Genomic DNA, 25,814 nt, shown 5'->3' on the forward strand with positions numbered 1-25,814 from the left:
CGGGCCGCCGGGCCGCGACCGGACGGTCCGAGGCCGGGCCCACATGCGGGCGAGTTCGCTGAAACGCCGGGGACGAGGCATCCGTCCCCGGCGTTTCGCGCACGATCCCCGCAGCTGAGTACGCGCCCGCGACTCAGTCCTCGAGGATCGCCTCGATCACGTCGTCATCGTCGGACGAGTCGGATGCCACGGCCTGGCCCTCGCTCGTGAGCACGAGTCCGGACCCGGCCGCGTCGACGTCCACCCGCACGGTGTCGCCGTCGCGCACGCCGCCGGAGAGCAGGGCCATCGCGAGACGGTTCTGGATCTCGGACTGGATGAGCCGTCGAAGGGGGCGCGCGCCGAAGATCGGGTCGTAGCCCCGCTCCGCGAGCCAGGCCCGGGCGTCCGGCGTGACGGCGAGCGCGAGCCGGCGGTCCTTGAGCCGCTGCTGCAGCGCGTCCACAGCCAGCTCGACGATCTGGGCGAGGTCGTCCTCGGTGAGCGCCTCGAAGATCACGATGTCGTCGAGCCGGTTGATGAACTCCGGCTTGAACGCCTGCCGCACGAGCACCTGCACCTGCTCGCGCTTCTGCGCCGTCGAAAGCGTCGGGTCGATGAGGATCGGCGAGCCCAGGTTCGACGTGAGGATCAGGATGACGTTCTTGAAGTCGACCGTCCGCCCCTGGCCATCGGTGAGACGCCCGTCATCCATCACCTGCAGCAGCACGTCGAACACCTCCGGGTGCGCCTTCTCGACCTCGTCGAGCAGCACCACGGAGTATGGCCGCCGGCGCACCGCCTCGGTGAGCTGCCCACCCTGCTCGTAGCCGATGTACCCGGGAGGGGCACCGACGAGCCGAGACACCGAGTGCTTCTCGCCGTACTCCGACATGTCGATGCGCACCATGGCGTGCTCGTCGTCGAAGAGGAACGCGGCGAGTGCCTTGGCGAGCTCGGTCTTGCCGACGCCGGTCGGTCCGAGGAACAGGAACGACCCGGTCGGCCGGTCGGGGTCGCTGATGCCCGCCCGCGAGCGGCGCACGGCATCCGACACCGCCTTGACGGCCTCCTTCTGCCCGATCAGCCGCCGGCCCAGCTCGGTCTCGAGGTGCAGCAGCTTCTCGGTCTCACCCTGAAGAAGCCTGCCGACCGGGATCCCCGTCCAGGCCGCGATCACCGCCGCGATGTCCTCGTCGGTCACCTGGTCGTTGACCATTCGCTTGTAATCGGCCCCTGAGCCTGTCGAAGGGTCGTCCCGCTCGGCGGCGACGAGCTCGCGCTCCAGTGCCGGGATATCCGCGTACAGCAGCCGGGACGCACGCTCGAGGTTGCCCTCGCGCTGGGCGCGCTCGGCCTCCATGCGGGCCGCGTCGAGCTTCGTCTTGAGCTCGCCGACGCGGTTCAGCGACGCGCGCTCCCGCTCCCAGCGGGCCTGCAGCTGTCCGAGCTTGACCTCGTCCACGGCGAGATCGGCGCGCAGCTTCTCGAGCCGCTCCTTGGATGCGGCATCCTTCTCCTTCTTGAGCGCCAGCTCTTCGAGCTTGAGCCGGTCGACATGCCGGCGCAGCTCGTCGATCTCGAGGGGTGCCGAGTCGATCTCCATGCGCAGGCGCGACGCGGCCTCGTCGATGAGGTCGATGGCCTTGTCCGGCAGCTGTCGCGACGGGATGTACCGGTGGGAGAGGGATGCCGCGGCCACCAGGGCGCCGTCGGCGATGGCTACCTTGTGGTGAGCCTCGTACCGCTCCTTGAGTCCGCGCAGGATCGCGACGGTGTCTTCGACGCTGGGCTCGCCGACATAGACCTGCTGGAAGCGGCGCTCGAGCGCGGCATCCTTCTCGATGAATTCGCGGTACTCGTTGAGAGTGGTCGCGCCGATGAGGCGCAGCTCGCCGCGCGCGAGCATGGGCTTGAGCATGTTGGATGCCGCCACCGATCCTTCGCCGCCGCCTGCGCCCATGAGCACATGCAGTTCGTCGATGAAGGTGATGACGCGGCCGTCAGAGTCCGCGATCTCCTTGAGGACGCTCTTGAGGCGCTCCTCGAACTGCCCGCGGTACATCGCGCCGGCCACGAGGGCCGAGATGTCGAGGGTGACGAGCTCCTTGTCTTTCAGCGACTCGGCGACGTCGCCCGCGACGATCCGCTGGGCGAGCCCCTCGACGACGGCGGTCTTGCCGACGCCTGGTTCACCGATCAGGACGGGGTTGTTCTTGGTGCGGCGGGTGAGCACCTGGCTGACCCGCCGGATCTCGGCATCCCGCCCGATGACGGGATCGAGCTTGCCCTGGCGGGCGCGGTCGGTGAGGTTGATCCCGAACTGCTCGAGGGCGCTCTGCGCGTCCTCCTGCCCGGGCGTCTGCGTGGCATTCATGCTTCTCCTGAAAACTTGAGTCTTCCGGGCTCAAGTTTAGCAAGCGACGGATGCTGTCGGCAATGCCGCGTCGGCTGAGGTCATGAGCCACTTTCTGCGCCCAGCCGTTAGTCTGGCGCCAGTGGCGCACAGATGGAGGGGTCATGCCCGATGAGTCCGACGGTGAGGTGCCGCGCCCGATCACGCGCCGCACCGTGACGAAGGCGATGGCGTGGGCGGTGCCTGTGATTGCCGTCAGCGCCTCGGTCCCTGCCTATGCGGCCTCAGCGCCCATCCTCGTGGCCAGTGGGGCGGCGTGCAAGCTGCCGGGCAACTCCGGGGGTCTGTTCAAGGGCTACGCCCTGGGCTTCGCCGCTCTGAATCCCTACAACGACCCGATCGTCGTGACGATCATCGACGTCATTCTGAACAACGAGAATCTCGGCAACACCGAGATCGTCAACCTCAACGGGTGCGTGAAACTCGGCGCCAACTCGATCATCATCAATGGGCTCAGCGCGTATGACAGCCTTGTCCTGCTGACCAGAGACAACGTCAGCAGCCAGGCGGGAACCCTCACCGTCACCTACAAAGTGACCGGCGCGCCCGTCGGAACTGTGACGGTGACCAAGAGCGTCGGGACCGTGCCGCCGATCGTAGGCGGGTCGTGCAACACTTTCACCGACCTGGAGAAGGCCTGCATCCTGGGGCAGACCCTCGTCTAGCGGTCGAGCCGCGGCTCGCTCCTGACCTGTCAGGCGACGGCTTCCGCCATCTCGTCGAGCGTGCAGGCGAAGCGCGCCCGGTAGGCGGTGGGCGTGGTGCCGAGCACGCGCGCGAAGTTCTGGCGCAGCACGGCGGCCGACCCGAAGCCGCTCTCGTACGCGATGCGATCGAGGCCGAGATCGGTCTTCTCGAGCAGGCGCTGGGCGTGGATGATCCGCTGCCGGGCGAGCCAGGATGCCGGCGTGGCACCGAAGTCGGCCTTGAACCGGCGCGCGAAGGTGCGCGGCGACATGTGCGCCTTGGCCGCGAGCTGGTCGACGGTGAGCTCCTGGCCGATGTTGTCGAGCATCCAGTCGGTCACCGAGTTCAGCGACAGTGAGGCGACCTGCGGGAGCGGGTGGTCGATGAACTGTGCCTGGCCGCCGTCGCGCTGGGGCGGCACGACCATTCGACGTGCGATGCGGTTGGTCATCTCGGCACCGAGCTCCTGGCGCAGCAGGTGCAGGCAGGCATCCAGGCCTGCGGCGGTCCCCGCGCTGGTGATTATCCGGCCGTCCTGCACGTAGAGCACGTCGGGATCGACGTCCACCTTGGGGTACATCCGGGCCATGACGTCGGCGTACATCCAGTGGGTCGTCGCCTTGCGACCATCGAGCACGCCCGCCGCACCGAGGATGAACGACCCGCTGCACACGCTCAGCACCCAGGCGCCCCGCGCGACCGCGTCGCGCACGACGTCGAGCACGCGCTCGTCGGTGTGCCCCCAGTACTCGCGGGGCGTCGGCGAGACCACCACCAGGTCGGCCTCGTACGCGAACGAAAGGTCGTTCTCGACGTTGAGGGAGAACCCGAGCTTGGACTTCACGACACCCGGATTCGGCGCCACGACGCGGAAGTCGAAGTTCGGGATGCCGTCATCCGACCGGTCGAGACCGAAGGCCTCGCAGGCGACCCCGAATTCGAAGGGCGCGAAGCCGTCCTGGACGATCACGGCGACGGTCTTCATCTTCGCTCCTTGCGTGGCAGTTTTCGTGCGATGTGTGGCCATTCTGCCACTCGTGGCCGTTTAGACGCAAGCGTAGCTTTACTGCCATGTTCATGGTGATTCTTCTTGCAGGACTGTCCACGGTCGGCATCGCCTCGACGATCGCCGCCCTTCGCAACGACGGCTACCGTCGCACGCCGACCGATTGGTCGCGCCTCCCCTGATCTGAGGCAGGTCCTAGCCGGTGACGCGGCGGTAGACCTCGATCATCGCGGCGGTGCGCGACGACTGGCGGAAGCGCTCGCGGATCGACGGATCGGGCACCGGCGCGGTGCCGGCCTCGATGTCGGCCGCGGCGCGGCGCAATGCGGCCGCGAGCGCGGCGGTCGAGGCATCCGCCACTCCATCCGCGCTGACCGGCCAGAAGCCCGAGCCCAGCTCGGCGGCGATATCGGGGTCGCTCACGACCGACGGCGTGCCGAGCGACGCGGCCTCGAACAGCGTCATGCCCTGCGTCTCGAAGCCGATCGAGGTCTGCACGACCGCGTCGGCCGCCTGGATGCGGCGCACCACCTCCGCGTACGGAAGCGGACCCGAGAACACGACGGATGCCGCGGGCCGCCGCTTCTCGACGATCCGGTGCGCCGCGCGCAGCTGTCCGCCACCGCCGATCACCTCGACCTCTGCGCGCACCCCCGACTCCGCGAGCGCCTCGAGGAACGGCAGCAGCCGCTTCTCCGGACTCATGCGTCCGATCCAGACGAATCGCGGCAGCCCGGGTGTGCGTGAGCCGACCCCCCCGGTCGCTGAGCCGACCCCCCCGGTCGCTGAGCCTGTCGAAGCGAGCGCCGCTTCCAGCGCCTCGTCGTCGATGCCGTTCCAGATGACGTCTACGTGCGGCTCGGAAACGAGGGCACCCCGCGGCCCAGCCGGCACGACCCCGTGGGATTCGAGCCGCCGCGCGAAGTGCGAGGACGGGGCGGTGACCGCATCCGATCCCCCGGCGAACCGCCGCAGATACGACCAGCCGTCCCGGCCCACCGCAGCCGAGCCGAGCGCCCGGCGCTGCCACGCGTTCAGCACCCGCAGCACGAGCCCCGGGAAGGGCGCGGTGGCCTCGATCCCCACGTCGACCCGGTTGTGCATCGTGTGGACGACCGGCAGCCCGTGCCGCGCGGCGAAGCGGTGTCCGATGAAGGCGCCCCAGAAGTCCGCCTGGACGTGCACGACGTCGACCGGCGGACGCGTCGCCAGCGCGGCATCCACCCAGCGATCCGCTCGTCGACCCGGCCACGTGAACGAATACTCGCGGTCGACGGTGATCGGGATCGAGGGCATGTCGAGGTACGAGGACGCTTCGACAGGCTCAGCGACCGCGACAGGCTCAGCGACCGCCTGCCGACGGGCCCGCGCCCCATGCATGGCGGGCGCGACGATGGTCACGGTGTGCCCGGCCTTCTCGAGGAACCGGCGCTGCAGTCGCATCGAGACCTGCGCCCCGCCGAGGGACTCGACGTGCTGGTCGCCGAACATCACGACATGCACGGTCGCCTACTCGGGCAGCGGTTCGTCGCGGTACAGCGCCTCGAACGTGTCGAGGGTGCGGTGGATGTCGTGCACCGTCACGCCGTCGAGCGATGCCTGCTGCATCCGGAGTCGCTCTTCGGGTGCAGCGGTGAAGACGTCCGTGAGCCGCGCCGCGAGGGCTGGGATGTCGCCGGGCTCGAACAGGTAGCCGTTCTCACCGTCATGCACGAGATGCGGCAGCGCCACGGCGTTGGCCGCGACGATCGGCAGCCCCGAGGCCATCGCCTCCATCGTCGCGATCGACTGCAGTTCGGCGACCGACGCGATCGCGAAGACACTCGCCCGCGTGTAGAGCGCACGAAGGTCCTCGTCGGAGGTGTAGCCGTGGAACGTGACGCGCTGATCGAGGCCGAGCTCGCGGGTGAGCGCCTCGAGGTTGCGACGCTGATCCCCGCCGCCGACGATGTCGAAGTGCACGTCGAGTGCGGGGTCGAGCGTCTTGATCGCGCGGAGCACCTGGTCGATGCGCTTCTCGGTCGTGAGGCGACCGACGAAGAGGATCCGGTTCGCGTCACGGGGCGTGAGGTCGGCGGTGTAGTTCGCCTTGTCGATGCCGCAGCTGACCGGGATGACGTTCTGGATCGGGATCGTCTGCTCGAGGAACTCCGCGGCCTTGCGCGTCGGGGTCGTCACCGCACGGGTCATGTCGAAGGTGCGTTGGGCGTCTTCCCACGCGAGCCTGACGATGAACTTCGTGATCGTGTCAGGGAAGATCGTGAAGTCGACGAGGTTCTCGGGCATCACGTGGTTGGTGGCGACCACCGGGATGCCGCGCTGCCGCGCGATGCGGGTGAGGCCGCGACCGATGATGATGTGCGACTGGATGTGCACCACATCGGGCTGCACCTCGCTGAGCAGCCGGCGCGAGTAGTGCTTGATCATGAACGGCATGACGAAGCGGAGCCAGTCGTGTGGGTACCAGCGCCACGATGGCCACCGGTGCAGCGTCATCTCCTGGCCCTCGATCACCTCGCGGAACACCCCATGCTCGGAGTGCTTGCGGCTGGGCGCGACGACGTGCACGTCGTGGCCGCGCGCGGCGAGGCCCGCGGCGAGGCGCTCGGCGAAGCGCGCGGCGCCGTTGACGTTGGGGGCGAACGTGTCGGCGCCGATCACCACGGTGAGGCGGCGGGCGCGGTCGTCCGCGGGGGATTCGGGTGTCGCGGGGGGAGTCACGGGATTGGTGGCTGCCTATCTCTGCGGCGCGCCCGCTGGGTGGACAGGCGCGAACTCCACCCTACCCGAGGCGCTCCACGCGGCCCAAGAACGGCGCCCTCAGCCTCCGCCGCCCGCCGTCGTGTCGGCGGGCTCACCGGAGAGCCAGCGCAGCCAGCGCGCCCCCGGGTCGGGCTCGAGCACGAGCGTGCGCACGAGCAGGGTCAGCGGGATCGAGAGGATCGCCCCGAGGGGGCCGATGATGAACGTCCAGAAGATCACCGAGAAGAAGCTCAGCGTCAGGCTGAGGCTCACCGCGTCGCTGACGAACTTCGGCTGGACGAGCACCTGCAGCACGACGTTGACGACGCAGTACAGCGCGACGACCGCCAGCATGAGCGGCCAGCCGCCGACCACGAGCGCGAGCACGGCCGGTGGAATCAGCCCCAGCACGAACCCGATGTTCGGGATGAAGTTCGTCACGAACGCGAGGATCGCCCACACCGCCGGCGCCGGCACACCGAGCGCCCATAGGGCGAGGCCGTCGATGATCGCCACGATCGCGCCGAACGAGGCGTTCACCACGTAGTACCGACGCACGTTCGAGTTGAACTGCACCGCCCGGCGGATCGTCGTGCGGGCCGACCGACCGAAGTCCGTCTCAGCCCGCGCGTACCGCGCACCATCCGCTGCCATGAAGATCACGTAGGTGAGCACGAAGAAGAACGCCGTGAGCACCCCGAGCAGGGTGCCGCCGAGCGACGAGGCGAAAGAGAGCACGTTCGCGGGCTTCAGAACGGATGCCGTGGCATCCGATGCCTCCTTATCCAGCCCCAGCGACTGCAGGCCGGTGAGGAAGCCTTGGGCTGCCCCCTTCAGCTGATCGGCGTAATCGCCGACCAGATGAGCGAACTGCACGCCCGCGAAGCCGAGCAGGAACGCGAGGAAGCCGAGGATCAGGTAGGCCACCACGATGACGGCGGTCGTCGCGGCCCACTTGGGCCAGCCGCGGCGCTCGAGCGGGAAGCGGACCGGATGGCAGATGATCACCATGACGGCGCCAAGGACGAGCGGCCCGACCAGTTCGCGTGCGTACGAGACGCCGGCGAGCGTGATGACGGCGGCGGCCAGGCCGATCAGCACCCGGAGCATCGGCGACAGGACGGGGGCTGAGACCGGAGTCGGTTCGACGGGCGGTTGGGTGCGCTTCACGGCGCCAGGCTAGCGGCCGCGCGCGGCGAGGCGACGGGGGCGCGCGCACCGCCCGGCTAACGTGACGGGCATGGACCTGAGCGCGCTGCTGCCCACGAGCCTCGAGTGGTGGCAGGTGCTCATCGCGATCGTCGTCATCATCGCCGGCTGGATCCTCTCCCGCTTCGCGCGCACCGCGACGCTGCGCCTGCTGAAGTTCGCGCCGAGCCTGACCGAGGCGGTCGCGACCTTCGTCGCCCGGTTCGTCGGCGGCGCGGTGGTCCTCCTCGCGGTGGGCATCGCCCTGGCCGTGCTCGGAGTGAACCTGCAGCCCCTTCTCGCTCTCGCGGTCGTGCTCGTCGTGATCGCGGTGCTGGTGCTGCGCGGCGTCGCCGACAACTTCGCCTCGGGAGTCGTCATCCAGGCCACCCGCCCCGTCGAGGTCGGGGACGAGGTGCAGGTCGAGGGCGTCGACGGCAAGGCGCTGACGGGGGTGGTCCGAGAGCTGACCTCCCGCACCGTCGTGCTGGAGACCTACGACGGACGCACCGTGCACGTGCCGAACGGCCGCATGATCGCCGAACCCATCGTCAACCACTCCCGCCGGGGCCAGCGCCGCAGCGAGGTGCAGGTGCGGACGGCACGATCAGAGGGAGCGCTGGATGTCGAGCTCACGCGGCTCGCCGAGTCCGCGGCATCCGTCCCCGGCGTTGACGCCGACCCGCCCGCACGGGCCTATGCCGTCGCGGTGAGTCCCGACCGGCTCGTCGCCCGGGTGCTGTTCTGGCACGCGCCGGCGGACGGGCTCGGGGTGACGGCGGACGTCGTCCGCACCCTCGCGACCGACCTGCAGGGCGCGGGCATCCCGGCCACCGTGACGAGCGATCCCGGGGTGGCGCCGCTCGTCCCGAGCGACGAACTCTAGACGGGCTTCGCCTCAGCCGGTTCCGTTCGCGGGTGCACGACGAGTTCGGGCGCCTTCGTGACGATGAGCCACACCGGCAGGATGATCAGGCAGAGCAGCGGCAGCACCGTCATGTCACCGCACAGCGCGATGCCGACGAAGATCGCGATCCACCCGTCGCGGGTGGCCGCCAGGACGATGCCCATGGCGCCGCACGCGACCGCGAGCGAGATCGGGATGCCGGGGAACAGCGAGTAGGCGAGCAGCCCGAAGGCCGTCCCCACAAAGACCGCCGGGAAGATGCGGCCGCCGCGGAAGCCTGCGCTCGCCGCCACGAGCAGCGCGACGATCTTCACGGCAGTGAACAGGGCGAGCTCCTGCGACGTGTAGTCGCCCGGGTGCTCCAGCAGCGCGGCGGTCTGCTCGAGTCCCTTGAAGAGGGTGATCGGTCCGCCGATGATGCCGAGCACCCCGAGGACCATGCCGCCGAGGGTCGTGAAGATGATGGGGTTGCGCAGCATGTGGAAGGCGCGGTGCAGGTACGGGAACACGAAGGCGGCGAGGACGCCGAGCAGCGCCGACGCCGCGGCGACGAGGAAGCCGGTCAGCAGGTACGAGGGCTGGAGGGCGCCGATCGGCTCGAGCGTGAAGGCGATCGCCTCGCCGCCCAGCAGCAGCATCGTGACCGCACCGGCTCCCGCCGCCGCGAGCGGCAGGAAGAGCTTGTCCCAGAGCGAACCAGGCAGCGCCATCGCGCCGACCATGCCGGTGAACACGAGCGCCGCCGCGACCGGCGTGCCGAACAGCGCGCCGAGCGTGCCGGAGACAGCCAGCATCACCAGCATCGCGGGAGGGATCTTCTTCGAGAAGCGGCCGAACACCGCTACGGCGAGCGCGGAGTTGACCGCGATCGTCGGGTTCTCGGGCCCGAGACTCACGCCGCCCGCGAGGCCCAGGATCGAGACGAGGAGGATCGTGGGGACCATCCCGAGCCGGGGTGGCGTGCCGCCGAGTTCGGTGGTGGCCGAGTCGGGACCGGCGTGCCCCGGCACGAGCCAGGCGATCGCCCCGATGGCCGCACCGGTGAGGGTCAGCACGAGGAAGATCCACCACGGGGTCTCTTCCGTCGCGCCGAAGTTCGCGGGCAGTGTGGTCCACAGGAAGTGCATCAGCCCCTCGGACACGAGGTCGATCAGCCGCAGCACGACGGCCGAGCCGATGCCGATCAGCAGGGCGGGAACCGCCATCAGCAGCAGTACGCGAATGCTCGGCAGTCGCTCGGGCTCAGTCATCCGTGCTCCTCACTCTTCGGGCTCATCCTGCCCGAAGAAGCGGCCGCGCACTTCGCGCGGCCAGGTCGTCAGACACCCGCGCGGGCGTCTTCCTGCACAGCCGCGGCGTTGCGGAGGAACAAGATGATCCAGGTGAACACCAGCGTGCCCGCGACGAGTTCGACCGCCGTGAGCGTGTAGTAGCCGATCCCGAACAAGATCCCGAGGACGACGATTCCGGCCAGGAACAGCCATCCGAGGTAGACGAAGGTGCGGGCGATGCCCGGAATCCAGATGGGAAGACGGATGACGAGCACGGCGAAGACGACCGCCATTCCGGAGGCGAACGCGGTGTGGATCCAGAAGAAGTCATCGACGGGGAACACCCCGACGAATCCGAGGAACACCCCCACGAGAATCAGGGTGAGGCGCACCCGCGCCATGCCGTGCGGGTGGGTGGTCGGGACGCCCGTCGTCGCGTAGCGCGCGAGGGTCGTGACGATGAGGCCGGCCACGATCAGGGTCAGGTTGAAAGCGAGCGAGGAGATGTCGTTCGTCATCCCGAGTGCGCTGAGATGCTCCATCCACCAGTGCGGATCATCAGCGGTGAGCATGCTGGCGACGATCCCCTCGACCAGGAACGCGGCCAGCACGACCGCGAGCAGCTGCAGGTCCATGTGAGTGGCCGAGAAGAAAGCGACATACGCGGTCACCGCCGCGACCGCGCCCGACAGCACGATGGCCGCAACTCCGAAGATCTCGGCGTCGATGAACGCCTGCTCGAAGATCACCGAGACCAGCGTCCAGCTCAGCAGCGCGATGACGGCGTGCGCGAAGGCGAGCGCGGCGATGTCGACGACATCGAGGATGCCGATCCGCTTGCCGTCGGCGCGCAGGTGGACGAGGACCCGGCCCGCGACGAAGGCGACGATCGCGATGACGGCCGACGCGATCGCGGCGAACTGGCCGACCGAGCCCGGTCCCGAGATCGGAGCGGGCTGGAACCGGAAGGCGATGATCGCGGCCACCGCCGTCACGATGAACGCGACGACGCCGAGGCCGAGCGACATCGACTCGAGGTTCCGCTCGCTCGATGCGGCGTCGGCGACCGCCGCACGTGGTCCCTGGGCTCGTTCTCCGGTGTTCACGAGTTCTCCTTTGCTGCGCCGGCGGGCGAGGCGCTGGTCCCACCAGCGGGTGCGGTGAGGGTTTCGCCGAGCGCGGCGATCTGCTGCGAGAGGGCACGCACCTGACCGCGCGTCGACGCCTCGTCGTCGTCGCGTCCTGCCGCGGCCTTCTCGATGACCCACGACGACACGGTCGCCGTGACGGTGCCGACGATCGCAATGCCGCCCGCCATGAGCCCGACGGMCCACACGCGGCCCAGTGCCGTCACCGGGTAGTAGTCGCCGTAGCCGACGGTGGTGGCCGTCACGAATGCCCACCAGATGGACTCGCCGAAGGTCGTGATGTTCGCGCCGGGCGCGCGGCGCTCGACATCGAGCACGGCGAGCGCGACCAGATAGATGACGAGCAGCGTCGCACCGGCACCGTAGATGGCGATGCGGCTGCGGAGGGCCGTCCCTGCGGTGCGCTTGCCGAAGGTCATCGCGGTGAGCACGCGCAGCAGGCGAAGCGCCCGAAGCATCGGGATCGCCACGATCGCGAGGTCGAGCAGGTGCCCGCGGAACCACTTCGCACGCGGTCGGGCGAGGAGGAGCCGCACGAGATAGTCGATCACGAACATCGCCCAGGTCACGCCCATGACGGCCCACAGCGCGACCGCCCCGGTGCCGTGCGCGTCCGTGATGACCTTCCAGGAGTAGGCGATGAGCCACAGCAGCGACGCGATGATCAGCGGCCAGTGGGTCAGCTCCTCCCAATGCCCGATCGTCATGCGTGCGCGCGCCATGGCTGAACTCTAGAGCCGGTGGCACATCGGCGGGATGAGCATCGCCGCCGCTCGCCCGGATGGCGGGAGGACACAGCCCTCCCGGCCGGCAACCGCCGGTGGCAGGATGAGCACCATGTCGGACGCAACGCTCGCAGAGACCTGGACCCGCCCCGCCACCATCCCGGAGCTCATGGCGAAAGGCCGAGACGCGCGACGGGGGGTCGCGCGCAGCACGCTCTCCCGGCTCACGCCCGGTGACCGTGATCCGCTCGGCATCCTCGACGCGCAGAATGCCCTGCGCCAGCCCGACCTGGTCCCGCTGCGGATCGAGCGGATGTCGGCGAGCCCGTTCGCGTTCTATCGGGGCACTGCAGCGATCCAGGCGGCCGACCTCGCGCGCGAGCCGCACAGCGGGATCCTCGTCGCCTCGTGCGGGGATGCGCACGTGTCCAACTTCGGCTTCTACGCCTCGCCGCAGAGGACGCTGATGTTCGACCTGAACGACTTCGACGAGTCCGCCTGGGCGCCGTGGGAGTGGGACCTCAAGCGCCTGATCGCCAGCGTCGTGATCGGCGGACAGGCCACCGACCGCGCGCACGTCGTCGTGCAGGACGCCGCACTGTCCGCGATCCACACGTACGCCCGCTCGATGGCCGTGAACGCGGAGCGCAGCCCGGTGTCGCGCTACTTCGAGCACTTCGACGCCGAAGCCGGCATCGCCTCCATGGACAAGGCCTCCAAGGGAACGATGCGCGCGGCGATCAAGGACGCGGAGAAGCGCACCGGTGATCGCGCCGCCCGCAAGCTCACCACGGCCGGCCCGGACGGCCGGCTCACCTTCGTCGAGCAGCCCCCCACCCTGACCCACACCGATGCAGAGGTCGAGTCGCGTCTCGCGGAGAACTTCCGGCGGTACGCGGCATCCGCCAGCGTCGACATCAGGGTCGTCCTGACCCAGTACACCGTCTCGGATATCGCCCGACGCGTCGTCGGTGTCGGCAGCGTTGGGACGCTGTGCACGCTCATCGTGCTGCAGGACAGCATCGGCAACGCCCTGCTGCTGCAGGGCAAGCAGGCCGAGCGCAGCGTGCTGGAGCAGTACGGCGGGATCGAGCAGCCGCCCACGGTCGCCGACTACATCGCCGAGAACGGGCAGGGCGGCCGGGTGGTCGGCATGCAGCGGATTCTGCAGGCCGTGTCCGACCCGTTCCTCGGGCACCTGCGCGCCTACGCCGGCGACTTCTATGTGCGGCAGTTCCACGACATGAAGGGCGGCGTCGAGATCGAGACGCTCGACGACTCGGCCTTCCAGCGCTACGCCGAATCATGCGCGGCGGTGCTCGCGCGGGCGCACGCGCAGTCGCCTGCGGCCGCCGAGGTCGCCGGCTACATCGGCAACGGCCGGGTCGTCGGCGAATCCATTCTGGAATGGGCATATGCCTACGCGGCGCTCTCGCGCACCGACTACGACGCGTTCGTGGCGGCGAATCCGCCGAAGTCCTGAGCTGACGGGATGCCTCGGCCCGAGGCATCCTTCGCGCTCAGGCGCCGTCGTCCGTCTCGCCTGCTTCGGCACCGGGTGCCGCAGCCTCGGACTCGCCCGCCTCGAGCGGTGCCCGCGGACGCCAGAGCACGAGTTCGGTCGCGCGGCGCACCCGCATGCCGTTGCGGAGCGTGACGACCGAGCCGGTGGCCCCGGCGGCGAACACGCGCGCGCCGGGCCGGCGATCGAGCTCGGTGCGCACCCGGTCTTCGAGGTCGCGCACCCGGAGGTGAAGCTCGCGCACCCGGTCTTCGAGCTCGAGGATCCGGGCGATGGCGGGCAGCCCCATGCCGTCCGAGGACATCTGGGCCACCTCGCGGAGCTGCTGCACGTGGCGCAGCGAGTACCGCCGCGACCCGCCCTGGGTGCGGGCGGGCACGACGAGTCCCAGCCGGTCGTACTGCCGCAGCGTCTGCGGGTGCATGCCGGAGAGTTCAGCGGCGACGGCGATCGCGAGGATCGGGGAATCCTCGTCGATGTCTTCGATGCCCATCCGCCATCACCTCCCTGTCATCGGTCGCACTCGGCCGGAGCGCTCAGCCCTTCGCCTTGGCCACGATATCGGCGCGGGGGTTCTCCTTCGGCTCCACCTCGCGGAACCTCTCCAGCGCCTCCCGCGCGGCGTCGTCGAGGTGCGACGGCACCGCGATCTGCACCTCGGCGAGGAGGTCTCCGGTGCCTTTGGGGCTCTCCACCCCGCGGCCCTTGACCCGCAGTACGCGCCCGGAGGGCGTGCCGGGTGCGACGCGGAGCTTCACCGGCTCGCCGCCGAGCGTGGGCACCTCGATCGTCGCGCCGAAGACCGCCTCGGTGTAGGTGATCGGCACGGTGAGACGCAGATTCAGCCCCTCCCGGGTGAAGACCGGGTGCGGACGCACGGTGACGGAGACCACGACATCGCCGTGCTCGCCGCCGTCGATCGATGCGCGGCCGCGGCCGCGCAGGCGGATCTTCTGCCCATCGGCGACGCCGGCCGGGATCTTTACCTTGAACGGCTTGCCATCGTCGCCCTGCAGCGTGATCGTCTCGCCCTTGGTCGCCGTGACGAAGTCCATCGTCGTGCGAGCGGTCACGTCCGCACCTCTGGTCGGCCCACCCGCACCGCGGAAGCCGCCGCTGGGCTGGCCGAACCGGCCCGAGCCGAACCCGCGATTGGCCTGCTGCTCGTTGAACATCCGGAAGATGTCCTCGAAGTCCTCAGGGTTCGGGTTGCGGCTCCCGCCGCGTCCCTGGCCGAACATGCTGAAGACATCCTCGAAGCCGCCGGTGCCCGCGCCGCCCGAGGTGAAGCGGGCGCCGGAGCCCATGGCCCGGATCTGGTCGTACTCCTTGCGCTGCCCGGCATCGGAGAGGACCGAGTACGCCTCGCTGATCTCCTTGAACTTCGCCTCGGCCTTGGCATCACCCTGAGTGGAATCCGGGTGGTACTGACGCGCGAGCTTGCGGTACGTCTTCTTCAGATCAGCTTCGGTGACGTCCTTGGAGACGCCGAGCACGCTGTAGAAGTCCTTATCGAACCAGTCCTGACTGGCCATGGATGCTCCTCCCGAGCGTCACTCGGCGGGCACCGCGACGACGACCTTCGCCGGACGCAGTTCGACCGCACCGAGACGGTAGCCGACCTCGACGACCTCGAGCACCGTGGGCACGGTCACGCCGGGGGTCGGAGCCTGGTAGATCGCCTCGTGCTGCTGCGGGTCGAAGGCCTCGCCGGCCACGCCATGGGTCGACAGGCCCATCTTCTCGGCCAGGCCGCGCACTTTCTCGGCGATGGCGGTGAACGGAGTGCCCTCTTCGAGGTCGCCATGCTTCTCGGCGCGGTCGAGGTCATCGAGCACGGGCAGGAGCCCCTTGGCGGCCGCACCCTGGGCGCGTTCGATCTCGATCTCCCGCTGCTCCTCGGTGCGCCGGCGGTAGTTGGCATACTCCGCCTGCAGTCGCTTGAGATCGTGCACCAGGGAGAGCTCGTGCGGGGAGGCTACCGCCTCCGCGGCCTCCGCCGCGGCGGCAGCCGCAGCGTCGGGCGACTGCGCTGCGCCGAGGATGTCCTCGATCGTCAGTTCGTCCTCGGCGGCGGCGTCATCCCCGGCGGCGGGGCCGGAGGCGCCGGCGGACGCCGGCACCTCCTCGCCCTGCTCAGCGGACTCGTCCGCGGGACTCTCGTCGCCGACGGGCGGCTCCTCGGGCCCTTCGAAGTCCTTCTTGCTCATCGCCTACTTCTTCTCGTCTTCGTCGTCCACGACCTCGGCGTCGACGACGTCCTCGTCAGAGGAGGCCGCACCGGCGTCGCCCTCGGGCGCCTCGGCCGAGGCATCCGACTGCTCCTGCTGAGCCTGCGAAGCCTGCGCGGACGCGTAGATGGCCTCGCCGATCTTGCCCTGGCTCGCGTTGAGCTTCTCGAAGGCCGCCTTCACCGCGTCGTCGTCCTCGCCGGCGAGCGCCGACTTGAGCGCGTCGACATCGCCCTGCACCTCGGTCTTGACCTCGGCGGGCAGCTTGTCGTCGTTCTCCTTGAGGAGCTTGTCGATCGAGTAGGAGAGCGTCTCGGCCTGGTTGCGGGTCTCGGCGGACTCACGGCGCTTCTTGTCTTCGGCGGCGTGCTCCTCGGCCTCGCGCACCATGCGCTCGATGTCGTCCTTCGGCAGCGACGAGCCGCCGGTGATCGTCATCGACTGCTCCTTGCCGGTGCCCTTGTCCTTGGCGGACACGTGCACGATGCCGTTCGCGTCGATGTCGAAGGTGACCTCGACCTGCGGGATGCCGCGCGGAGCCGGCGCGATGCCGGTCAGCTCGAACGTGCCGAGGGGCTTGTTGTCACGCGTGAACTCGCGCTCGCCCTGGAAGACCTGGATCGCGACCGACGGCTGGTTGTCGTCGGCGGTCGTGAAGGTCTCGCTGCGCTTGGTCGGGATCGCGGTGTTGCGCTCGATGAGCTTCGTCATGATGCCGCCCTTGGTCTCGATGCCGAGGCTCAGGGGGGTGACGTCGATCAGCAGCACGTCCTTGCGCTCGCCCTTGAGGACGCCGGCCTGGAGCGCGGCGCCGACGGCGACGACCTCATCCGGGTTGACGCCCTTGTTGGGCTCCTTGCCGGTCTCCTTCTTGACGAGCTCGCTCACGGCGGGCATGCGGGTCGAGCCGCCGACCAGCACGACGTGGTCGATGTCGGCGACCTTGATGCCGGCCTCGCGGATGACATCCTCGAACGGCTTCTTGGTGCGGTCGAGGAGGTCCTTGGTGAGGTCCTCGAACTTCGCGCGCGTCAGCGTCTCAGACAGCGAAACGGGGCCGCTCTCGGTGAGCGAGAGGTACGGCAGGTTGATGCTCGCCGACATGGAGCTCGAGAGCTCCTTCTTCGCCTGCTCGGACGCCTCCTTGAGGCGCTGCAGCGCGATCTTGTCCTTGGAGACGTCGACGCCGGTGGTGTCCTTGAACTGCTTGATCAGGTACTCCACGACCCGCTGGTCCCAGTCGTCGCCGCCGAGGCGGTTGTCGCCCGCGGTCGAGCGCACCTGGATGGTCGAGAAGTCGTCGTCCTTGCCCACCTCGAGCAGGGACACGTCGAACGTGCCGCCACCGAGGTCGAAGACGAGGATGAGCTCGTCCTCCTTGCCGCGGTCGAGGCCGTACGCGAGGGCGGCGGCGGTCGGCTCGTTGATGATGCGCAGGACGTTCAGGCCCGCGACCTCGCCGGCCTCCTTGGTGGCCTGACGCTCGGCGTCGTTGAAGTACGCGGGGACCGTGATGACGGCATCCGTCACCGTGTCGCCCAGGTACTGCTCGGCGTCGTTCTTGAGCTTGCCGAGGATGCGGGCGGAGATCTCCTGCGGGGTGTACTTCTTGCCGTCGACGTCGAAGGACCACGTGGTGCCCATGTGGCGCTTGACGCTCGCGACGGTGCGGTCGACGTTCGTGACGGCCTGGCGCTTCGCGGTCTCGCCGACGAGCACCTCGCCATCCTTCGTGAACGCGACGACAGAGGGGGTGGTGCGGAAGCCTTCGGCGTTCGCGATCACCTTGGGCTCGCCGCCCTCGAGGACGCTGACGACGGAGTTCGTCGTACCGAGGTCGATTCCAACAGCACGGGCCATGTGTTCTCTCCTTAGTACGGGAAGGGGCGGATGCCTCGACCCGGGGGGTTCCGATGAGTATGTAGGGCGGGTTGAGCCGCGATGACTCAACCTTAGCGAGGGGCCTGCGCGGCGTCAAATACCTTGAGCCGAGACGACTCAACTTCACGGCGCACTGTCAGGTCGATGGCGAAAGCACCGTCGACACGGGCGACCGCGCGGTGCCGCCGTCGCTTCAGAGCTCGATCGGGGCGGAGGCCTCGGGGCCGGGCCGCCCGCCGAGTCGCTCGACGAGGCGCTCCCGCGCACGACCGAGATGCACGGCGAGGAGGGTAGCGGCGGCATCGCCCTCACCCTGTGCGATGAGCTCGAGCAGGCGTTCATGCTCGGCCACGATGGTGCTCGTCGGCAGCAGCGAGGCCCCCTGCACCTGAGACATGCAGAAGACGACTTCCGAAGCGAGCGAGTCGTACACCATGCTCGTCCGGACGCTGGCGAGGGCATCCACCAGGCTCCGGTGGAAGCGCATGTCGGGCTCGACGATCCCCCGCGGCGATGCATCGGCGAGCGCGGCGATCTCGGCGTTCGCGACGCGGGCGGCATCCGGCACCCGTCGATCGGCGGCGAGGCGGCGAAGCACCTCCGATTCGATGATCGCCCGGGTGCGATAGATGTCCCGCGCATCCTCGGGCGTCAGGCGCACGACCCGCGCCGTCTTGTGCGCGCTGCGCTCGAGGAGCCGCTCGCGCACGAGGTTCTCGATGGCGGCCTTCGCGGTCGGCCGAGCCACCTGGTACGAGTCGGCCACCTCGATCTCGGCCAGCGGAGTCTCAGGCTCGAGCTCGCCGGAGAGCACGCGGCGGCGCAGGTCCTCGCTGACGGCGTCGATGATCGAGACGGCGGCGACCTTGGGCATGGGGTCCTCCTGTGATCGCCCCCGATCCTACTGCGCCTGTCTGCCGCGAGCACTTGACATACATGTCTACTTGTCTAACAATGTAGAAGCCAGGTACCACCATGCGACAACGACGCCCATAACAGGTACGACTCGAAGGAGAGTCCCATGTTCCAGCAGATCCTCGACCCGGTGTTCGGGTCACTGCTCCTGTCCGCGCTGGTAGCGGTGATACCCCTCGTGACGCTGTTCATCCTCCTGGGGGTCTTCCGCGTCAAGGCGTGGAAGGCTTCGCTGGTCGGGCTCGCGCTGTCGATTCTGCTCGCGATCGCCGTGTGGCAGATGCCTCCGCTGCAGACCACGAGTGCGGCGCTCGAGGGCGCGCTGTACGGCATCATCCCGATCCTGTGGATCCTCGTGAACGCGCTGTGGGTCTACCGGCTCACGGTCATCACCGGATGGTTCGAGGTGCTCGGCGAGCGGATTCGCGCGATCAGCGACGACCAGCGGATCCTCGCGATCCTCATCGCATTCTGCTTCGGCGCACTTCTCGAGTCGCTCGCCGGCTTCGGGGCTCCCGTCGCGATCTCGATCGCGATGCTCATCGCCGCCGGCATGAAGCCGGTCAAGGCGGCTGTCGTCTCGCTGCTGGCCAACACAGCCCCCGTCGCGTTCGGCGCGATGGCGGCGCCCATCATCGCCCTCTCCGGCGTCACGGGCATCGACATCCACCTGCTCTCCCAGATGGCCGGACGCCAGACGCCGTTCCTCGCGGCGTTCGTGCCGCTCATCCTCGTGTTCATCGTCGACGGGCGGCGCGGCATCCGTCAGACCTGGCCCGTCGCGGTCGTCGCAGGGCTCTCGTTCGCAATCGCGCAGTTCGTCACGTCGAACTTCATCGCCGTGGAGATCACGGATGTCGTCGCCTCGGTCGTCACGGTCATCGCGGTGCTGCTCATGCTCCGTGTTTGGAAGCCCGTCCACACTGTCGCATTCGACCGTGTGGATGAGGGTGAGCCGCACGTCTCGAGCGCCCCGACGGGCGCGGGATCGCCGACGACACTCGTCCAGGTCGCCGAGGCCGTCAAGATCGACCAGCTGCTGTACACGAAGGCGCGGCTCACGTGGAACGCCGTGATGCCGTACGTCGTCATCATCATCGTCTTCTCGATCTCACAGATCCCCGTCGTCAAGCAGTGGATCGCCGAGACGACGACGATCCACTTCCCGTGGCCGGAGCTGTCGATCACGGATGCCGCGGGCAACCCGGTCGGCACCGAGTACAAGCTCAACCTGCTCGGCACCGGAGGCACGCTGCTGCTCATCTCCGGGATCATCGTGGCGATCGCCTACCGCGTCGGGTTCAGCCGCGCTTTCGCCGCCTACGCGGCGACACTCCACCAGCTGCGGTTCACGATCGTCACGGTGACCGGTGTCCTCGCGCTCGCCTACGTCATGAACCTGTCCGGGCAGACCCAGAGCCTCGGCGCGGCGCTCGCCGCCACCGGCGCATTCTTCATCATCCTCTCGCCGGCGATCGGCTGGCTCGGAGTCGCGATCACGGGCTCCGACACCTCGTCGAACGCACTGTTCGGCCTGCTGCAGGCGACGACCGCCGAGCAGGTGGGCATCAGCCCGATCCTCGCCGCGGCGGCGAACTCATCGGCGGGCGTGCTCGGCAAGATGCTGTCACCGCAGAACCTCGCTGTGGCGGCAGCAGCGGCATCCCTCTCGGCCGGCAAGGAGGGCGACCTGTTCCGCAAGCTCATCTGGTGGAGCCTCGGACTGCTCGTCGTCTTCACCGGCCTCATCTACCTGCAGTCGACGCCGGTGCTCGGGTGGATGGTCCCGGTCGCCCCGTGAACGCGAAGGCGGGCACGACCATGGGCGAGCACTCGCACGACGGCACGATCGGGCCAGGGCACGTGCCCGCCGCGGTGGCCGCGGCGGTGGCCGAGGCATCCCGCATCAAGACGCGCGCGATCGATCGGGTGGCCTACGCGAGCGACGCGTCGCACTTCCTGCGCACGCCGAACGCCGTCATCGTCGCCGAAAGCGCCGCGGAGGTCGCCGCCATCCTGGGCGCCGCCTCGGCGAGCGGGTCGCGCGTCACGTTCCGCTCGGGCGGCACGAGCCTGTCCGGCCAGTCGTCGGGAGACGACCTCCTCGTCGACACCCGTCAGGCGTTCCGGCGCATCGAGGTGCTCGACGGCGGCGCTCGCGTGCGGGTGCAGCCAGGGGCGACGGTGCGGCAGGTCAATCTGCGCCTGCTGCGGCACGGCTTCCGTCTCGGCCCCGATCCTGCGAGCGAGGCGGCCTGCACGATCGGCGGCGTCGTGGCGAACAACTCGAGCGGCATGGCGTGCGGCATCATCGAGAACACCTACCGCACGCTCGAATCGATGGTGTTCGTTCTGCCGTCGGGAACCATCGTCGACAGCGCCGATCCCACCGCCGACGCCCGCCTCAAAGAGCGCGAGCCTGAGCTGTTCGACGGACTCCTGCGCCTCGCGCGGCGCGTCCGAGAGAACCCTGACTCGGTCGCGATCATCGAGCGGCAGTTCGCGATGAAGAACACGATGGGCTACGGCGTCAACGCGTTCCTCGATTTCGAGTCGCCCGTGCAGCTGCTCGTGCACCTCATCATCGGCAGCGAGGGCACGCTCGCCTTCGTCGCCGAGGCGACCTACCGCACGGTTCCGATCATGCGCGAGGTCACCACCGCGCTCGCCGTGTTCCCGACGCTCGACGCCGCGACCCGCGCCCTGCCCGAGCTGGTGTCGACCGGGGCTGCGACCCTCGAGCTCATGGACGCGACCAGCCTGCGCGTCGGCCAGTCGTTCGCCGACGCCCCGCCGCAGATCCTCGGCTTCGACGTCACGAGCCAAGCGGCCCTGCTGATCGAATACCAGGCCGCCGGCCCCGAGGAGCTGGAGGACCTGGCCGCCCTTGGCGCGCGGACGCTCGCGGGGCTGCCGCTGCGGAGCCCAGCCGCCCTGTCGACCGACGCGAAGGAGCGCGCGCTCGCGTGGAAGCTGCGCAAGGGCCTCTACACCTCGGTCGCGGGCGCCAGGCCCTCCGGCACGACCGCCCTGCTCGAGGACATCGTCGTGCCGCTGCCCGCCCTCGCGCCGACGTGCGAGGCGCTGCAGGGACTCTTCGAGCGGTACGCGTACCGCGACAGCGTCATCTTCGGGCATGCGAAGGACGGCAACATCCACTTCATGCTCACCGACCGCTTCGAGGGCGACGCGTCGATGGGCCGGTTCACCGGCTTCACCGAGCAGCTGGTCGACCTCGTGCTGGCGGCGGGCGGCAACCTCAAAGCGGAGCACGGGACGGGTCGGGTCATGGCGCCCTTCGTGCGGCGCCAATACGGTGACGAACTGTACGAAGTGATGCGCGAGCTCAAGCGGCTGTGCGATCCGGCCGGCATCCTCAACCCCGGGGTCATCATCGAGGACGACCCCACCGCTTACCTGCGCGACTTCAAGCACGCCGAGCCCATCGAGATCGAGGCCGATCGCTGCGTCGAATGCGGCTACTGCGAGCCGGTGTGTCCCTCGAAGGACCTCACCCTCACGCCCCGGCAGCGCATCGTCGTGCGCCGCGCGATGGCGCGGGCCGAGGCATCCGGCGATCACGCACTCGCGAAGGAGCTCGAGAGCGACTACGACTACTCCGGTGTCGACACGTGCGCGGTCGACGGCATGTGCGTGACGGCCTGCCCGGTGCTGATCAACACGGGACAGCTCGTCAAGCGGCTGCGCCGCGAGGACGCGAACCCGCTGCTCGCCACCGGGTGGAAAGCTGCGGCGAAGGTGTGGGGCCCGGTCACGCGCGCCGGGTCGGTCGCCCTCTCGGCCGCCGACCGCGTGCCCGTCGGCCTCGTGAAGGCCGCCACGACGGTAGGACGCGCAGTGCTCGGCGACGACACGGTGCCCGACTACTCCGCCGATCTCCCGGGCGGGGGCGCGGCGCGCAGGTCTCGAACGGGAAGTCTCGGCTCGGGCGCCGCCGACCCCGTCGCGGTCTACCTGCCGGCGTGCGTCAACAGCATGTTCGGCGCCGCAGGCGACGGCGTCGGCGCGACCGAGGCTTTCACGCGGCTCCTCGAGCGCGGCGGGGTGCGCGTCATCGTGCCCGAGGGCATCGAGGCGATGTGCTGCAGCACGCCTTGGACGTCGAAGGGTTTCACGGGAGGCCGCGACGTGATGGCCGCACGGGTCGTGAAGGCCGTGCGCGAGGCGTCGCGCGAGGGAGCGCTGCCGATCGTGAGTGACGCAGCGAGCTGCACCGAGGGCTTCGCGCACATCTTCGAGGACAGCGGACTGGAATGGCGGACGGAGGATGCCGTCGCCTTCGTCGCCCGCGAGGTGCTGCCGGCGCTGGGCCCGATCGAGCCGCTGGTCGGCTCGCTCGTGCTGCACCCCACCTGCTCCTCGACTCAGATGGGCCTCAACCCCGCTCTGCAGACCGTCGCGGACGCCGTCGCGGGCACGGTCTCGGTGCCGGACGCGTGGGGATGCTGCGGCTTCGCTGGCGACCGCGGGATGCTGCACCCCGAGCTCACCGCGTCGGCTACGGCGGCGGAGGCCGCGGAGGTTCGGGCGCTCGGGGCCGATGCGCATGCTTCGTGCAACCGCACCTGCGAGCTCGGCATGACCCGAGCGACCGGCAGCGAGTACCGGCACATCCTCGAGCTGCTCGAGGAGGCGACCCGGCCCTCGCGTGAAGCCCTCGGCCGGGTTCCCGACGGCGCACCCGCGCGACCGCAGTGATTTTCGCCGAGCGATCCGCCCGCCGACGCGGGATGATGGAGGCATGCCGCTCCCCTGGGAGTTCCACCCCCTCGACGGATCCCACGTCCGCCTCGACCTGCTGCGCGACGACGACTTCGACGCGCTCTACGAGATCCAGTCCGACCCCGAGGTGACCCGCTACCTCCTCTACGAGCCGCGGAGCGCCGAGAAGGTCGCCGAGGTGCTCGCCCGCGACGCGCCCAAGAACCGGCTGGAGAACGTCGACGACTACATCCAGCCGGCGATCCGGGCCCGGGACGGCTCCGGCTCGCTGATCGGGACGATGTACCTCAACATCACCTCGGTCGACGATCGCACCGCAGAGATCGGGTGGCTGGTCGCACCGCGCTTCCAGGGCAGGGGCTACGCGCGGGAGAGCGCGGAGCTGCTGCTCGACCTCGCCTTCGACGAACTCGGCCTGCATCGCGTCTTCGCCGAGCTCGACCCGCGGAACGCGGCATCCGTCGCCGTCTGCACGCGGCTGGGCATGCGCTACGAGGCCCGTCACCTCGAGCACATGTGGCTCAAGGGCGAGTGGAGCGACACCGGCGTCTACGCGATCCTCGAGCGCGAGTGGCGGCAGTCCGACCTGCTCGCCTGAGCCGTCGCCCTGCCGTCAGACCTGACCGCTCGCGGCAGCCTGGCGGGCGCGGCGGTCGGCCTGGCGGCGCTTGGTCCAGCGCGTGAACCTGCGCGTCTCGGGGACGCGGGCGAGGATCGGACCGACCACGATCGTGATCAGGACGTATGCCGTAGCGAGCGCCGCGAGCGAGCGGTCGACCCCCGACCCGACGGCGAGGCCGGCGATCACGATCGAGAACTCGCCGCGCGGCGTCAGCACGAAGCCGGCGCGCCATCGGCCGGCTTCGCCGATGCCGGCACGTCGTGCCGCGACGTAGCCCGTCAGCACCTTCGTCGCCATCGTGACGACGGCGAGGACGATCGCCGGGACGAGCATCGGGACGAGATCGCCCGGGTCGGTGGAGAGGCCGAAGAACAGGAAGAACACGGACGCGAACAGGTCGCGCAGCGGTGTCAGCACGCGTGTCGAGTGCTCGGCGGCCGGCCCCGAGATCGCGATGCCGACGAGGAACGCACCGACCGCGGCCGAAACCTGCACCTGCGCCGCGAGGCCGGCGACGAGGAGCGTCAGCCCGAGCACCGACAGGAGGAGCACCTCGGCGTTCCGGGACCACACGAGCTTCGAGACGATCGCGCCGTGGCGCAGCGCGATGTAGAGGATGACGAGGACCGACGCGAGCGCGAGCGCCACGCTGACGATGCCGGCACCCAGATCGGCGCCGATCAGCAGCGCGGTGAGCACCGGCAGGTAGAACGCCATCGCGAGGTCTTCGATGACGAGGACCGACAGCACGACGGGAGTCTCGCGGTTGGTCAGACGCCCGAGCTCCTGCAGCACCTTCGCGATCACACCGGACGATGAGACCCAGGTGACACCCGCGAGCGCGACCGCTCCGATTGGGCCCCAGCCCAGCAGGAAGCCGACGATCGCTCCCGGCGCCGCGTTGAGCACCATGTCGACGGCGCCCGCGAATCGCGAGGTCTTGAGCGTGCCCACGAGCTCCACGGCGCTGTACTCGAGACCCAGCATCACCATCAGCAGGATGACGCCGATCTCAGCGCCGATCTCGATGAACTCGTCGCTCGCGGCGATCGGGAAGAACCCGCCCTCACCGAAGGCGAGACCGCCCAGCAGGATGAGCGGGATGGGAGAGATGCCGATGCGCGCGGCGAGTCGCCCAAGAAGGCCGATGCCCAACAGGAGCGCGCCGATCTCGATGAGGACGAGCGCGTCGTGGGTCATCGGGCTGCTCAGCCGCCCGCGATGATGCGGACGAGCTTGTCGAGCCCTTCGCGGGTGCCCAGAGCGACGAGACTGTCGCCGCTGGCGAGCCGGTCGGACGGCACCGGCGCAGGCAGCACACCGGTATCCCGGATGATCGCGACGACGGAGCAGCGGGTGAGGGTGCGCGCCTTGGTGTCCCCGAGGGTGCGACCCACGTACGGCGAGTCCGCCCGCACCGGAATCTGCTCCATGTGCAGTCCCGCGATCTGACCGCGCAGCCCGGCGAGCTGAGTCAGCAGGAGGGTGCCGCCAAGCACTTCCGAGAGCGCCGTGGCCTCGTCATCCGTCAACGTGATGGTCTCGTCCGCGCGATCCGGGTCGTCTTCGTCGCTCAGGGCGAGTTCGCGCCCCCCATCGCGGAAGCTGACGACCGAGAGGCGGCGGCCGTCGACGGTGAGGATGTCGTGGCGAACGCCGATTCCCGGAAGCACGACACGTTCGACGTGGACTGGCATGCGACCATCATGCACCTCGAGCGGCGCGGGTCATCCGAGCCGTTGTGGCGTGGAGCGGGCCGGCTCGCATAGCCTGAGCGCKCCGCTGAGTCGCGGCACGGGCGCGGCGCCACTCGCCGTTCACGGAAGGGCCC

At 69.4% G+C, this 25,814-nt stretch carries 21 protein-coding genes; 6 read left to right on the forward strand and 15 right to left on the reverse strand.

All coding sequences use genetic code 11. The features are described from left to right. Positions 1-133: 133 nt before the first annotated feature. The gene (locus tag ACXJ3V_RS07145; protein WP_457099589.1) at positions 134-2,356 is read right to left on the reverse strand and encodes an ATP-dependent Clp protease ATP-binding subunit; all 2,223 of its coding nucleotides are present in this window, start codon (positions 2,354-2,356) and stop codon (positions 134-136) included. A 143-nt stretch (positions 2,357-2,499) separates the two neighbouring features. Here ACXJ3V_RS07145 and ACXJ3V_RS07150 point away from each other — a divergent pair, with 143 nt between their 5' ends. Beyond that, a complete protein-coding gene (locus ACXJ3V_RS07150) occupies positions 2,500-3,060 on the forward strand; it encodes a hypothetical protein (RefSeq protein WP_457099590.1) in 561 nt (186 codons plus the stop codon). A 29-nt stretch (positions 3,061-3,089) separates the two neighbouring features. Here the strand turns inward: ACXJ3V_RS07150 and ACXJ3V_RS07155 are convergent, their stop codons facing one another. The 4 genes from ACXJ3V_RS07155 to ACXJ3V_RS07170 all read right to left on the reverse strand — a co-directional run bounded on the left by ACXJ3V_RS07155 (position 3,090) and on the right by ACXJ3V_RS07170 (position 8,000). Beyond that, the gene (locus ACXJ3V_RS07155) at positions 3,090-4,067 is read right to left on the reverse strand and encodes a GlxA family transcriptional regulator (protein WP_457099591.1); all 978 of its coding nucleotides are present in this window, start codon (positions 4,065-4,067) and stop codon (positions 3,090-3,092) included. Positions 4,068-4,283: 216 nt separating this feature from the next. Beyond that, on the reverse strand, positions 4,284-5,579 hold the full coding sequence (locus ACXJ3V_RS07160) for a glycosyltransferase (protein ID WP_457099742.1): 1,296 nt from the start codon (positions 5,577-5,579) through the stop codon (positions 4,284-4,286). 18 nt (positions 5,580-5,597) lie between these two features. Continuing rightward, complete coding sequence (locus tag ACXJ3V_RS07165; protein WP_457099592.1) at positions 5,598-6,809, reverse strand: glycosyltransferase; 1,212 nt, start codon at positions 6,807-6,809, stop codon at positions 5,598-5,600. A 99-nt stretch (positions 6,810-6,908) separates the two neighbouring features. Further along, a complete protein-coding gene (locus tag ACXJ3V_RS07170; protein WP_457099593.1) occupies positions 6,909-8,000 on the reverse strand; it encodes an AI-2E family transporter in 1,092 nt (363 codons plus the stop codon). Between the two features lie 70 nt (positions 8,001-8,070). On the opposite strand from ACXJ3V_RS07170, the gene ACXJ3V_RS07175 reads away from it, so the two are divergent. Continuing rightward, the gene (locus ACXJ3V_RS07175) at positions 8,071-8,904 is read left to right on the forward strand and encodes a mechanosensitive ion channel family protein (RefSeq protein ID WP_457099594.1); all 834 of its coding nucleotides are present in this window, start codon (positions 8,071-8,073) and stop codon (positions 8,902-8,904) included. Here ACXJ3V_RS07175 and ACXJ3V_RS07180 read toward each other — a convergent pair. From ACXJ3V_RS07180 to ACXJ3V_RS07190, 3 genes are all read right to left on the reverse strand, one after another. Continuing rightward, positions 8,901-10,175, reverse strand: coding sequence for an ion channel protein (locus tag ACXJ3V_RS07180; RefSeq protein WP_457099595.1), 1,275 nt, complete (start codon positions 10,173-10,175; stop codon positions 8,901-8,903). The genes ACXJ3V_RS07175 and ACXJ3V_RS07180 overlap by 4 nt on opposite strands. 68 nt (positions 10,176-10,243) lie before the next feature. Then, the gene (locus tag ACXJ3V_RS07185) at positions 10,244-11,302 is read right to left on the reverse strand and encodes a hypothetical protein (protein WP_457099596.1); all 1,059 of its coding nucleotides are present in this window, start codon (positions 11,300-11,302) and stop codon (positions 10,244-10,246) included. Then, positions 11,299-12,066 (reverse strand): potassium channel family protein, encoded by a 768-nt coding sequence (locus ACXJ3V_RS07190; protein ID WP_457099597.1) that lies wholly within the window; start codon positions 12,064-12,066, stop codon positions 11,299-11,301. Before ACXJ3V_RS07190 ends, ACXJ3V_RS07185 begins: the two co-directional genes overlap by 4 nt. A gap of 115 nt (positions 12,067-12,181) precedes the next feature. Between ACXJ3V_RS07190 and ACXJ3V_RS07195 the strand changes: the two genes are divergently transcribed. Then, positions 12,182-13,552, forward strand: coding sequence for a DUF2252 domain-containing protein (locus ACXJ3V_RS07195; RefSeq protein ID WP_457099598.1), 1,371 nt, complete (start codon positions 12,182-12,184; stop codon positions 13,550-13,552). 37 nt (positions 13,553-13,589) lie between these two features. On the opposite strand, the gene ACXJ3V_RS07200 is transcribed toward ACXJ3V_RS07195, so the two are convergent. From ACXJ3V_RS07200 to ACXJ3V_RS07220, 5 genes are all read right to left on the reverse strand, one after another. Beyond that, complete coding sequence (locus tag ACXJ3V_RS07200; protein WP_457099599.1) at positions 13,590-14,084, reverse strand: heat shock protein transcriptional repressor HspR; 495 nt, start codon at positions 14,082-14,084, stop codon at positions 13,590-13,592. 43 nt (positions 14,085-14,127) lie between these two features. Further along, positions 14,128-15,126, reverse strand: coding sequence for a DnaJ C-terminal domain-containing protein (locus ACXJ3V_RS07205; protein ID WP_457099600.1), 999 nt, complete (start codon positions 15,124-15,126; stop codon positions 14,128-14,130). 18 nt (positions 15,127-15,144) lie between these two features. Next, positions 15,145-15,801 carry a nucleotide exchange factor GrpE gene (locus ACXJ3V_RS07210; protein WP_457099601.1) on the reverse strand — a complete coding sequence of 219 codons (657 nt, stop codon included), beginning with the start codon at positions 15,799-15,801 and terminating at the stop codon, positions 15,145-15,147. Positions 15,802-15,804: 3 nt separating this feature from the next. Continuing rightward, a complete protein-coding gene (gene dnaK / locus ACXJ3V_RS07215) occupies positions 15,805-17,682 on the reverse strand; it encodes a molecular chaperone DnaK (RefSeq protein WP_457099602.1) in 1,878 nt (625 codons plus the stop codon). A gap of 214 nt (positions 17,683-17,896) precedes the next feature. After that, on the reverse strand, positions 17,897-18,577 hold the full coding sequence (locus ACXJ3V_RS07220) for a GntR family transcriptional regulator (protein ID WP_457099603.1): 681 nt from the start codon (positions 18,575-18,577) through the stop codon (positions 17,897-17,899). A gap of 147 nt (positions 18,578-18,724) precedes the next feature. Between ACXJ3V_RS07220 and ACXJ3V_RS07225 the strand changes: the two genes are divergently transcribed. Genes ACXJ3V_RS07225 through ACXJ3V_RS07235 form a run of 3 tightly spaced genes read left to right on the forward strand, consistent with a single transcriptional unit; the run spans position 18,725 to position 23,959 of the window. Beyond that, entirely contained in the window at positions 18,725-20,419 is a 1,695-nt protein-coding gene (locus tag ACXJ3V_RS07225; protein WP_457099604.1) for an L-lactate permease, read from the forward strand. 20 nt (positions 20,420-20,439) lie between these two features. Further along, a complete protein-coding gene (locus ACXJ3V_RS07230) occupies positions 20,440-23,337 on the forward strand; it encodes an FAD-binding and (Fe-S)-binding domain-containing protein (protein ID WP_457099743.1) in 2,898 nt (965 codons plus the stop codon). 43 nt (positions 23,338-23,380) lie between these two features. Beyond that, positions 23,381-23,959, forward strand: coding sequence for a GNAT family N-acetyltransferase (locus tag ACXJ3V_RS07235; protein WP_457099605.1), 579 nt, complete (start codon positions 23,381-23,383; stop codon positions 23,957-23,959). A 15-nt stretch (positions 23,960-23,974) separates the two neighbouring features. Here the strand turns inward: ACXJ3V_RS07235 and ACXJ3V_RS07240 are convergent, their stop codons facing one another. Both ACXJ3V_RS07240 and ACXJ3V_RS07245 read right to left on the reverse strand, forming a co-directional pair. Next, the gene (locus ACXJ3V_RS07240) at positions 23,975-25,183 is read right to left on the reverse strand and encodes a cation:proton antiporter (RefSeq protein ID WP_457099606.1); all 1,209 of its coding nucleotides are present in this window, start codon (positions 25,181-25,183) and stop codon (positions 23,975-23,977) included. Positions 25,184-25,191: 8 nt separating this feature from the next. After that, positions 25,192-25,680, reverse strand: coding sequence for a cation:proton antiporter regulatory subunit (locus tag ACXJ3V_RS07245; RefSeq protein ID WP_457099607.1), 489 nt, complete (start codon positions 25,678-25,680; stop codon positions 25,192-25,194). Positions 25,681-25,814 lie beyond the last annotated feature (134 nt).

Source organism: Microbacterium sp. P5_E9 (assembly GCF_054049175.1).

What these genes read in the sequence shown, in the direction of transcription:
- ACXJ3V_RS07175 (WP_457099594.1), top strand. Translation starts at nt 8,071, where the DNA reads ATGGACCTGAGCGCGCTGCTGCCCACGAGCCTCGAGTGGTGGCAGGTG.
- ACXJ3V_RS07155 (WP_457099591.1), bottom strand. Translation starts at nt 4,067, where the DNA reads ATGAAGACCGTCGCCGTGATCGTCCAGGACGGCTTCGCGCCCTTCGAA.
- ACXJ3V_RS07205 (WP_457099600.1), bottom strand. Translation starts at nt 15,126, where the DNA reads ATGGCCAGTCAGGACTGGTTCGATAAGGACTTCTACAGCGTGCTCGGC.
- ACXJ3V_RS07225 (WP_457099604.1), top strand. Translation starts at nt 18,725, where the DNA reads ATGTTCCAGCAGATCCTCGACCCGGTGTTCGGGTCACTGCTCCTGTCC.
- ACXJ3V_RS07145 (WP_457099589.1), bottom strand. Translation starts at nt 2,356, where the DNA reads ATGAATGCCACGCAGACGCCCGGGCAGGAGGACGCGCAGAGCGCCCTC.
- dnaK (WP_457099602.1), bottom strand. Translation starts at nt 17,682, where the DNA reads ATGGCCCGTGCTGTTGGAATCGACCTCGGTACGACGAACTCCGTCGTC.
- ACXJ3V_RS07160 (WP_457099742.1), bottom strand. Translation starts at nt 5,579, where the DNA reads ATGTTCGGCGACCAGCACGTCGAGTCCCTCGGCGGGGCGCAGGTCTCG.
- ACXJ3V_RS07220 (WP_457099603.1), bottom strand. Translation starts at nt 18,577, where the DNA reads ATGCCCAAGGTCGCCGCCGTCTCGATCATCGACGCCGTCAGCGAGGAC.
- ACXJ3V_RS07230 (WP_457099743.1), top strand. Translation starts at nt 20,440, where the DNA reads ATGGGCGAGCACTCGCACGACGGCACGATCGGGCCAGGGCACGTGCCC.
- ACXJ3V_RS07210 (WP_457099601.1), bottom strand. Translation starts at nt 15,801, where the DNA reads ATGAGCAAGAAGGACTTCGAAGGGCCCGAGGAGCCGCCCGTCGGCGAC.
- ACXJ3V_RS07240 (WP_457099606.1), bottom strand. Translation starts at nt 25,183, where the DNA reads ATGACCCACGACGCGCTCGTCCTCATCGAGATCGGCGCGCTCCTGTTG.
- ACXJ3V_RS07195 (WP_457099598.1), top strand. Translation starts at nt 12,182, where the DNA reads ATGTCGGACGCAACGCTCGCAGAGACCTGGACCCGCCCCGCCACCATC.
- ACXJ3V_RS07235 (WP_457099605.1), top strand. Translation starts at nt 23,381, where the DNA reads ATGCCGCTCCCCTGGGAGTTCCACCCCCTCGACGGATCCCACGTCCGC.
- ACXJ3V_RS07180 (WP_457099595.1), bottom strand. Translation starts at nt 10,175, where the DNA reads ATGACTGAGCCCGAGCGACTGCCGAGCATTCGCGTACTGCTGCTGATG.
- ACXJ3V_RS07150 (WP_457099590.1), top strand. Translation starts at nt 2,500, where the DNA reads ATGCCCGATGAGTCCGACGGTGAGGTGCCGCGCCCGATCACGCGCCGC.
- ACXJ3V_RS07245 (WP_457099607.1), bottom strand. Translation starts at nt 25,680, where the DNA reads ATGCCAGTCCACGTCGAACGTGTCGTGCTTCCGGGAATCGGCGTTCGC.
- ACXJ3V_RS07200 (WP_457099599.1), bottom strand. Translation starts at nt 14,084, where the DNA reads ATGGGCATCGAAGACATCGACGAGGATTCCCCGATCCTCGCGATCGCC.